Origin of the sequence: Flavobacterium sp., assembly GCF_044371705.1 — a bacterium.
Lineage (GTDB): Bacteria > Bacteroidota > Bacteroidia > Flavobacteriales > Flavobacteriaceae > Flavobacterium.
In genome coordinates this window covers 1-7,463 of the sequence record NZ_JBILTE010000125.1, presented here as the reverse complement: position 1 = coordinate 7,463, position 7,463 = coordinate 1, and the positions used below count along the sequence as shown (strand labels likewise).

Sequence of the window (7,463 nt, the reverse complement as noted above, 5' to 3'; positions counted from 1 at the left end):
AGCTTTTTAAAGGGGTTTCCTTATAATTTTCTTCCATTTTATTATTTGAAATATATTGAGGCATATTATTTGATAGAATTTTGACTAGCCTGCAGAACTATAAATGCATATATTCGTTTAGTCAATTAATCTACTAATTTAAAACAACCTACTATGAAAGCAACCCAATCCATTTTCTTAATCGTATTCGGAATTTTTTTCTTGAATTCATGTACAGATGATATCGACGACAATACGGTTGTTGCACCCTCTGATTTTTATTATTTGGGAGATTTACCTATTCCTTTTTATACCACTGGAAATCTTGAAGTTGCAAATATCAATTGGGGGAATGAAGAAGGAAATTTTACTTTAAATAGCAACTATCAAGGAGTATCGATCAATGAAACTACCGGCATGTTAACATGGAATGAAGATTTGCCTTTGGGTGAAAATATCATTTCAGTAACAGCCACAAATTCAGCCGGATTTGCAGTAACCAGCGTGTTGTTTTTGCATCAATTTGGAGGAGAATTTACCGGAGGGTATAATTCGGATCCTTCTTCAACAACAGTAACCGCTTCCAATTTAGTTATTAATTTTAATGTGAATGGAACGCTAACCATTACCGATGCGGGACAAACCGGAACAGGAACTTGGAGTTTTAATCCGCAAGGCGATTTAATTTGTGAATATACGGTAACTTCCGGCAGCTATGAATTAATTTATGATTTAACGTATTCAGTGACTGTAAATCCTTTTTTAGAAGGATACAAAAGAATGGAAGGAAGTATTGAGAATCTTGGATTTTCAAGAATGGATTATTAAAAGTAGCTCTGTTTTTAGTTTATAATTGAACCATCAGAGGAATTTGATGGTTTTTTTTATAAGAAATATTTCTACTCCCGAATCCTTATCATGTGGTTCTGGTTTACAACAAAAGTTTTTAGTATTTTTGAATAAGAAGAACAACATTAATAAGAACTATAAATTTTACCGGTAGATTTTTTTATTGTAATGACAGATGAATAGGTTCGTGAGGAAGCAGGGAGATAAACGTTGATTCTTTAAAACCTGAACATGCATATGAAATAAAGATTACAAGAATCAAGTTAATACCAAAAAAATAAATAATCTATTATGACTATTTTAAGTGCCGATTTAATTCTCTTATTATTATTGTTAAGTTTAATTTTTTCATATTTAATTGATAATAAATATTTTAGAGTAATTTTTATTGTTTCCATTCCTATTTTCACTTTAGCCTTACCAATAATATTTGGTTTTACTTATGCCTTTGAGAAATTGATTTTTAGTCAAATTTTACTTTTTATAGCTTTATTTTTATTTTTTACGGTGGTGTTTTTTTATTGTAAAATACATAAGTTGAAGATTTTTCTTATCATACCAATTCTACTTCTTTTTATTTATTTTTCATTTACATTTTTTTTCAAAGGAGGTTTAAATTATTGGACAATTGAAACAGTAAGAAAATCTCAATTTGAAAAGGATTATAATTATGAGTATTATGATTATTTTAGTAGACACGGTGTCTCACACAGAAAATATCCCATATTATATAAATATTATTTATCAGGACTATTAAAAAAGGGTGTAGTTCATGAAAAAAAATTATATGATGATTTTGGTAATTCATATACAATTTTAAGTGATGGTAATATTGTAGTTTATGATTCACTTTTTAATTCCAAAATTGAAAAGAAATTACCAGATAACGAGTTGTTTGATATACCAACTGAAAAATATATCACAATAAAAAAAAGAAATTTAAAAAAGTGATCCCTGGCTCCCCAGCTCCCCGAAGTCTACTTTCAAAAAGTAGCACTGAGCTCTGAATGTCTCTGACTTCGCAGCAATATAGAACCTAACCACTTCAAAAAGATCTGGTTTTGTTGTTGTTATCAAGCAATGGGAGAAACAATAAGCTTATAATTCATGCTTATTTTTTATGTTCGTATAAAGTGTTTCAGCATCAATATAAGTAGATTTATCAGAATTAAGTTGGCTGTCTAAAATTTGTTGTTGTTCTTTGGTTAAACTGTAAGGTTTAGTATTTGTTGTAGGTTCTAAAAGTGCATCAACATAGCCAATAACACGATCTAGCACACTTTGAGGAGCATTTTTAAGTTTTCGGGTTAGTAATTCGATAGATAGAGTTTCCATGTTCACTATTTTTAAGTGCTAATTGTTGCATTTTCTTTAAAACAAAGATATTAAAAAATATTTTTATTGTCTTTTTTATTTATCAAATTACAAAAGCACAATTGCAACTAGATACTTATAAGGCAATACCCTTAAAATAAATTTGGTTATTTAAGGTTATAACCTTAATTTTGTTTTGTAATTATCAGGTTATAGCCTTATGAAAAATAACAAACAATATTTGCTTTTACAGCAAACCGATAAAAAAATAACTCCTTTTAAAGCTATGAGCATAGCTATTGTGCCGTCTAAAGGATGGGTCAATGCATTTCGCATAGCGTTAAAAATGTCATTGCGTCAATTAGGTAATCGGTTGTCGATTTCACCTCAAAGTGTTAAAGAAATTGAAGAACGAGAAGCCAATGGAACAATTACGTTAAATAGATTGCGTGAAGTTGCCAATGCCTTGGATATGCAATTTGTGTATGGATTTGTTTCTAAACATGATTCGTTAGAAAGTATGATTGAAAAACGAGCAAAGCAGTTAGCAATCGAAATTGTAATGCGGACGAACAATACCATGACATTGGAAGACCAGCAAAATTCGAAGGAACGAATTGAACAGGCAATTGCACAAAAAACTAGTGAAATCAAACGTGAAATGCCTAAGTATCTATGGGATTAACGATTGAATACATAGAAGGTCAAACACCGCTAGATGAGCCGGAGAATGAGGGATTGCTTATTTCGTCAATAACCACTCGTGAGGAGTTGGACGAATTTGAACAGCTCAATATCGAGAAAGCGATTCAATGGACGCTTGGTAAAAAACTAAAAGCAGAGCAATTGTTTACAGAGAAATTTATCAGAGATCTACACAAAAAAATGTATAGTGAAGTATGGAAATGGGCAGGATCTTTTAGAACTACTGAAAAGAACATAGGCATCAAGAGTTATCTTATAGCTATTGAATTGAAACAGCTGTTGGATGATGCTCTTTTCTGGATTAACAATAAAACCTATGAACCTGAAGAATTGGCTATTCGATTCAAACATCGTTTAGTGAGCATTCATTGTTTTGCTAACGGAAATGGTAGGCATTCTCGATTGATGGCAGATCTGATAATGGAAAAATTATTCAATAGAACTATTTTTACGTGGGGAAGTGCTAATCTAGTAAAGCCCACAGAGGCAAGAGGCAACTATATAAAGGCGTTAAGAGAGGCTGATAAACATGATCTTGAATCTTTAATTGCCTTTGCGAAGTCCTAACCCAAAGGACTCTGAATAATCATAAACTCTCTTGAATTGACAGTTAATCGTATTTCCAATGGCATCAAAAATACTTTTATTATTGCTAAATTAAAAAAAGGGAAGTATTTGAGGAATATATGAAAAACAAAAAACCCTTAAAACATTGATTTTAAGGGTTTTATAATTTTAAAAAGTGCGGGTAATAGGACTCGAACCTACACACCTTGCGGCACCAGATCCTAAGTCTGGCGTGTCTACCAATTTCACCATACCCGCGGGTGAATAAAACAGCAGCTGTTTCAATACGTGGGTGCAAATATAGTCCTTTTTTTTAAATTCCAAATCAGAAATTCCAAATTCCAAAAAAAAGATGCGGTTTGATCATTGCATCAATCTGGAAGTTTTGGAATTTGAAATTTGGGATTTGGAATTTCTATAGTGGAATTTTCCTTTTTTGGTATTTGGAATTTCCTTTTTGGAATTTGAAATTTGTATCTTTGATTTTCTTATACAATTTACAATGGACAACATAAAAAACTACGTTCAACTAAATAAAGAACGATTCATCAATGAACTGATTGATTTACTTAAGATTCCTTCTGTAAGTGCAGATAGTGCCTACTCACAGGATGTGATTGACACCGCTCATGCAGTGAAAGCAAGTCTGGAAAAAGCCGGTTGTGACTTCGTAGAATTATGCGAAACACCCGGATACCCAATCGTTTACGGCGAAAAAATTATCGACAAGAATTTACCAACGGTTTTGGTGTACGGACATTATGATGTGCAACCACCGGATCCATTGGATTTATGGACATCGCCACCGTTTGAACCGGTAATTAAAACTACCGAAATTCACCCGGAAGGAGCCATTTTTGCCCGCGGGTCTTGCGACGACAAAGGTCAGATGTACATGCATGTAAAAGCGTTTGAATACATGATAGCCAACAATTGTTTGCCTTGTAACGTCAAATTCATGATTGAAGGCGAGGAGGAAGTCGGCTCTAAAAGTTTAAGTTGGTTCGTCGAAAGAAACCAAGAAAAATTGGCAAACGATGTGATTTTAATTTCCGATACGGGAATGATTTCCAACCAACAACCATCGATTACAACAGGTCTTCGCGGACTAAGTTATGTAGAAGTGGAAGTTACGGGACCTAACCGTGATTTGCATTCAGGGTTATATGGTGGAGCAGTAGCCAATCCTATAAATATTTTAGCTAAAATGATTGCTTCGTTGCACGACGAAAATAATCACATCACTATTGCAGGGTTTTACGACAAAGTAGAAGAATTAACCACTGCTGAAAGAGCAGAAATGGCGAAAGCACCGTTTTCATTAGAGAATTATAAAAAGGCATTAGACATTGCTGATATTCATGGCGAAGCCGGTTATGTAACCAATGAACGCAACTCCATCCGACCAACGTTAGATGTCAACGGAATCTGGGGAGGTTATATCGGCGAAGGTGCCAAAACGGTTATTGCCGGTAAAGCATTTGCCAAGATTTCCATGCGATTAGTACCCAATCAAGACTGGGTAGAAATCACCGAATTGTTCAAAAATCACTTCGAAAGCATCGCTCCAAAATCGGTAAAGGTTAAAGTGACGCCACATCATGGCGGTCAAGGTTACGTAACGCCAATCGACAGTATTGGATATCAAGCGGCTAATAAAGCCTATTCCGAAACGTTTGGTGTGCCTGCCATTCCGGTTCGCTCCGGAGGAAGTATTCCAATTGTAGCTTTATTCGAAAAAGAACTAAAATCCAAGACAATATTAATGGGATTTGGTCTTGATAGCGATGCGATTCATTCGCCTAATGAGCACTTCGGAATTTTTAATTACCTGAAAGGAATTGAAACCATTCCGTTGTTTTATAAATATTTTGTGGAGTTATCGAAATAACTTCCGCTAAACCTCTCTCAAAGTTCCAAACTTTGACAAAGGTTATCCCTAAAAATCCGTTTATTCATGCGTGAGTAAACGGTTTTTTTATGGCCCCAATTCGGGCTATCCGCTGCAAGTCCTCGTCCGTGGGTTGGTTTTTTGTCGGTTTGGTCTCGGCTTCCGCTGGTCGCCGGCCCAACCCGCAAAAAAGCTCAACCCCGTCCTGCGGGCTTTCCGCTACTATCCCGGGTGCAAATGGTGCAATCAACTAATTTCTTTAAACCTGAAACTTTAAACTTGAAACCTGAAACTTGAAACTTGAAACCTGAAACCTGAAACCTGAAACTTGAAACTTGAAACTTGAAACTTGAAACAAATTACAACAATTTGAAACATTTAGCGTTAAATCTCTACTAATCAATCATCAATCATTTATACTGAACTTGTTTCAGTAACTTAAATCATCAATCATCATGCTCAAAAAATTCTTCCTTCTTTGTTCGGGTTCCGACAAAGAGATTATCGAAAGTTGTTCCAACGGCGAACAAAACAAATATGCCGGAATTGGTGCCACCGTTTTCTTTACAGCCGTTATGGCCTTTATTGCCGGTAGTTATGCTCTTTACACGGTTTTCGATAACGTTTATACCGCTGTGTTTTTCGGATTGGTTTGGGGTTTACTTGTTTTCAACCTCGACCGATTTATTGTTTCCACCATCAAAAAAAGAGACAGTTCTCTGGATGAGTTCATTCAAGCTTCTCCTCGAATTGTGTTGGCAATTATTATCGCCATTGTCATTTCAAAACCGTTGGAAATTAAAATTTTTGAAAAAGAAATCAATACCGTTTTGTTGAAAGAGAAAAACGAAATGGCAATGACTAATAAAAAGCAAGTGACCAATTATTTCCAAACCGACGTCAATCAAAACAAAGCTCAAATTGACAGTTTAAAGTCAGACATCCTTAAAAAAGAAAAAGAAGTTAACGATCTATATGCCGTTTTCATCACCGAAGCCGAAGGAACGGCCGGTACCAAAAAATTGGGCAAGGGTCCGGTTTATAAAGAAAAACGTGAAAAACACGATGCAGCTTTACAAGAATTAGCTGCTTTGAAGGCAACCAATCAAACCAAAATTGCTGACTTGGAGGAAAAAGGAAAACTTCTTCAAACCAATTTAGATAAAAAAGTAGCCGAAACACAACCCATCATCGATGGTTTTGATGGTTTGATGGCTCGCATCAATGCGTTGGATAAATTGCCTTGGCTTCCGTCTTTTTTCATCATGTTGCTTTTCTTGGCAATCGAAACATCTCCAATTATTGCAAAATTATTATCGCCCAAAGGTGAATATGATTTCAAACAAGAAGATGGCGAATGGGCAGTCAAAAACGTATTAGCTCAAAACAAATACCAAAGCGATTTGCAAAAGCAAACCGATGCTTCCATTTACGATAAAGTGTATGCTGATATTCGTGAAGATAAAGCTTTATACGATTACAAGAAAAAACGAGCCATCGAATTGTTAGAATTGCAAGCGGATGGATTTGTGGAAAAACAGAAGAAATCGCTTTAATCTTATTTAACCGCAGAGTACGCGAAGGTTTAGCTATGTTCACAAAGGTGTTTTTAGCGTTCTTTGCGTAATCCTTTGCGAACTTTGCGGTTAGGAATCTAAAACTTCACTTTGCACTTTCTTCGTCAAACTTCTAAAAACCAATTCATACGAATGGTTAATGAGTTCCCGCATCATTTTATCATCCACATCGCTGTGAAAAGCAATCGTGTTCCAATGAATTTTACTCATGTGATAGCCGACCGTTATCGCATCATATTCGGCACGTAGTTCCAATGCTTTTTCTGGGTCACATTTTAAGTTTAACGAAGGTGTTCCGTTTTCCCAATCTTTTAAAGAAGTCAAACAGAACATTTTTCCACCCACTTTAAAAACTAAAGTGTCTTCATCGAAAGGGAAATGTTCGGTGACGCCTTTTTTGATTAAGCAAAAGTCATATAAATCTTGAATATTCATTTAATCAGTATGTGCTTATCATAAGAACAGATTTATCATAAGTTGCATGTTTCAAAAAACTTATTTCTTTAATAATTTTTTCACTAAAATAAATTTCATTTAATTTTTCAATAGGAAATAAAAAACCATCAATTACAAGAAAACAA

The 7,463-nt window shown here is 34.7% G+C and carries 8 protein-coding genes and 1 tRNA gene; 6 read left to right on the top strand and 3 right to left on the bottom strand.

The window, feature by feature from the left end:
• Positions 1–153 precede the first annotated feature (153 nt).
• Both ACIQ2S_RS09330 and ACIQ2S_RS09325 read left to right on the top strand, forming a co-directional pair.
• Positions 154–807: a hypothetical protein gene (locus tag ACIQ2S_RS09330; RefSeq protein ID WP_396175279.1), complete on the top strand. Its 654-nt coding sequence runs from the start codon at positions 154–156 to the stop codon at positions 805–807.
• Between the two features lie 312 nt (positions 808–1,119).
• Positions 1,120–1,779 carry a hypothetical protein gene (locus ACIQ2S_RS09325; RefSeq protein WP_396175277.1) on the top strand — a complete coding sequence of 220 codons (660 nt, stop codon included), beginning with the start codon at positions 1,120–1,122 and terminating at the stop codon, positions 1,777–1,779.
• A gap of 147 nt (positions 1,780–1,926) precedes the next feature.
• On the opposite strand, the gene ACIQ2S_RS09320 is transcribed toward ACIQ2S_RS09325, so the two are convergent.
• Complete coding sequence (locus ACIQ2S_RS09320) at positions 1,927–2,163, bottom strand: hypothetical protein (protein ID WP_396175275.1); 237 nt, start codon at positions 2,161–2,163, stop codon at positions 1,927–1,929.
• A 199-nt stretch (positions 2,164–2,362) separates the two neighbouring features.
• Here ACIQ2S_RS09320 and ACIQ2S_RS09315 point away from each other — a divergent pair, with 199 nt between their 5' ends.
• Positions 2,363–2,827: a mobile mystery protein A gene (locus ACIQ2S_RS09315; RefSeq protein WP_396175273.1), complete on the top strand. Its 465-nt coding sequence runs from the start codon at positions 2,363–2,365 to the stop codon at positions 2,825–2,827.
• Entirely contained in the window at positions 2,818–3,414 is a 597-nt protein-coding gene (locus ACIQ2S_RS09310) for a mobile mystery protein B (RefSeq protein ID WP_396175271.1), read from the top strand. The genes ACIQ2S_RS09315 and ACIQ2S_RS09310 overlap by 10 nt, the downstream gene beginning before the upstream one ends.
• A 176-nt stretch (positions 3,415–3,590) precedes the next feature.
• On the opposite strand, the gene ACIQ2S_RS09305 is transcribed toward ACIQ2S_RS09310, so the two are convergent.
• Positions 3,591–3,672, bottom strand: a tRNA-Leu gene (locus ACIQ2S_RS09305).
• Positions 3,673–3,916: 244 nt separating this feature from the next.
• Here ACIQ2S_RS09305 and ACIQ2S_RS09300 point away from each other — a divergent pair.
• Together ACIQ2S_RS09300 and ACIQ2S_RS09295 are read left to right on the top strand one after the other, a co-directional pair.
• Positions 3,917–5,305, top strand: coding sequence for a dipeptidase (locus tag ACIQ2S_RS09300; RefSeq protein ID WP_396175269.1), 1,389 nt, complete (start codon positions 3,917–3,919; stop codon positions 5,303–5,305).
• A 455-nt stretch (positions 5,306–5,760) separates the two neighbouring features.
• Positions 5,761–6,861, top strand: a complete 1,101-nt coding sequence (locus tag ACIQ2S_RS09295) for a DUF4407 domain-containing protein (RefSeq protein WP_396175267.1) — start codon at positions 5,761–5,763, stop codon at positions 6,859–6,861.
• A gap of 90 nt (positions 6,862–6,951) precedes the next feature.
• Here ACIQ2S_RS09295 and ACIQ2S_RS09290 read toward each other — a convergent pair whose 3' ends face one another.
• Positions 6,952–7,317 (bottom strand): MmcQ/YjbR family DNA-binding protein, encoded by a 366-nt coding sequence (locus ACIQ2S_RS09290; protein WP_396175265.1) that lies wholly within the window; start codon positions 7,315–7,317, stop codon positions 6,952–6,954.
• Positions 7,318–7,463: the final 146 nt, after the last annotated feature.